This window comes from Hydrogenophaga borbori, from assembly GCF_003417535.1.
Classification (GTDB): domain Bacteria; phylum Pseudomonadota; class Gammaproteobacteria; order Burkholderiales; family Burkholderiaceae_C; genus Hydrogenophaga; species Hydrogenophaga borbori.
Genome location: NZ_QVLS01000030.1, coordinates 1 through 1,861 on the forward strand (window position 1 = coordinate 1; position 1,861 = coordinate 1,861).

The 1,861-nt window shown below is 58.7% G+C and carries 1 pseudogene; it reads right to left on the reverse strand.

The features are described from left to right. Positions 1-143 precede the first annotated feature (143 nt). A pseudogene (locus DY262_RS21460) lies at positions 144-1,861 on the reverse strand (Tn3-like element IS1071 family transposase); the annotation flags it as partial.

Genomic DNA, 1,861 nt, shown 5'->3' on the forward strand with positions numbered 1-1,861 from the left:
GGGGTCTCCTCGTTTTCAGTGCAATAAGTGACGGTACGAAAAGCTAGCACTGGCGCGGAGGTGGTGTTGGTAGATCGTTGATTTCATTGACTTTCCTGTTCACTTTCAAATCTGCGATTCGTGGCGTCAAACCGTGGTCGGTTTCATCCATTGGTGCCAGTTATCGATGCATTTGGCCGCGAAGGCAGGATTTGGTCAGCATAGCGGTCAACCGGGAAGCGAAACACACCCCGCAAGTTGATGCTCTCCAGCCTGGTGGGCGCAATCTTCCCGATCAGTTCCGGTGGAATGACCTGGCGGCGGTTCGACCAGCGATCCAGGACCGCCTGCATCTGTGAGGTATTCCACGCCATCACGATGTTGGCCATCAGGCTCAACGCATCGGCCACAGCCTGCATTTCATCGACACGTTTGGCCTGCGCCGGGCTGATCCGGCCGGTATAAATGGCGCGCTTGAGGGCGTTAACAGCCTCGCCCCGATTGAGCACCCGGCGCAACTCGTTCCTGAAAGCGTCCTTGACAAAGTAGTCAGCCAAAAACGCCGTACGCAGCAACCGCCCCAATTGCACGCCAGCCTCATAGATTGGATCGCCCTGGGCGGCAGAACCGAACCGCGCAAGAGCTGCCACCGCACTGGCATGTCCGCTCATGACCGAGGCTGCCAGGTGCACCAGACTATCCCAATGCTTTTCGATCAAAGCGACGTCGACATTGGCTTCGCACACCGCAGCGATTTCTGCGGGCACTTTGGTGCCGCGTGGCACAAAGAGGTGGCGCTGTTTGAGTTCCTTCAACCGCGGGCAAAGATCAAAACCAAGCAAACGGGCATGTGACATGGCAAAGTCGGTGTAGCCATGGGTATCCACAGCAAGCTGGCTGGTCTCCAGCTTTTCTTGGCGGATGACACCTTCAATGGCCACGCCCGCCTGGCGCTCATTGAGCACAAAGGGCTGCGCATGGAAGATGCCCCACCGGTCTTTTACATGGGAGTAGATTCCAATGGAAGGTGTGTTGCGCCGAGGATCAAGCCGGGCTTGCCACACCCGTTTGGTGGTCTCCATGCTCATCATGTCAGAAGATGCCAAATCGGACCGCCCCCAGGTGGCGGCAATCGGGTGTCGCTGCATGAATTCCAGCACAGCCTGGCAGGCCTGGCTCAGACGCCGTTCGTCCCGCGCCCAGCGCATGGCCTGGCGAATGCTGGTGGCAGACAATTGCGGAATCATGCGCGCGCATTCGACCGCAGTCAGACTGGTGCCGTGGGCCATGATGCCGGCATAGACCATCAGCAGCTCGTCGGTAGAGCGCGGCTCACGTCCGAGCATGATCCAGCTAAAGCGCACCTGGGCGTCAACGGCCAGAATCACTTCCGGCAATTGAACCTCACCGATGCGGTGATCCAAAGCCGCGCGCAGCTTGGTCACTTCTGGGTCTTCGTCCTCTGCGGGCAATGGCGACAAATGGAGTTCATCATCCACGCGCAGTACGCCACTGCGGGCTGCAGCGGCCACCGCATCGACACCGGCAGTTACTCTGGCCAGCAAAGGCTTCAAGAAAGTGGCAGCCTTGCTGGGTAACGATAGACGGGCATAGTGTTTCTTGGACTCTGCCTGCCAACGCTCGTCCGTGAAGAACAAGCGCGCACGACCCCGAAAGCTCAGGCTGTGCTCAATCCAGACCGAGCCATTGCGCACCGCGCGGCGCAGGGCAAACAGGGTGGCCACCTCCAACGCCTGAAACGCCCGTTCCCGGTCTGGGCTGGAGATCGAAACCTGCCAGATCATTCCCAGACTTGGTGCCACCACTTCAACTGGCAGCTTTCTGGATCCTTTGAGATATAAAGCTTGCAGCTTGGCAAGGT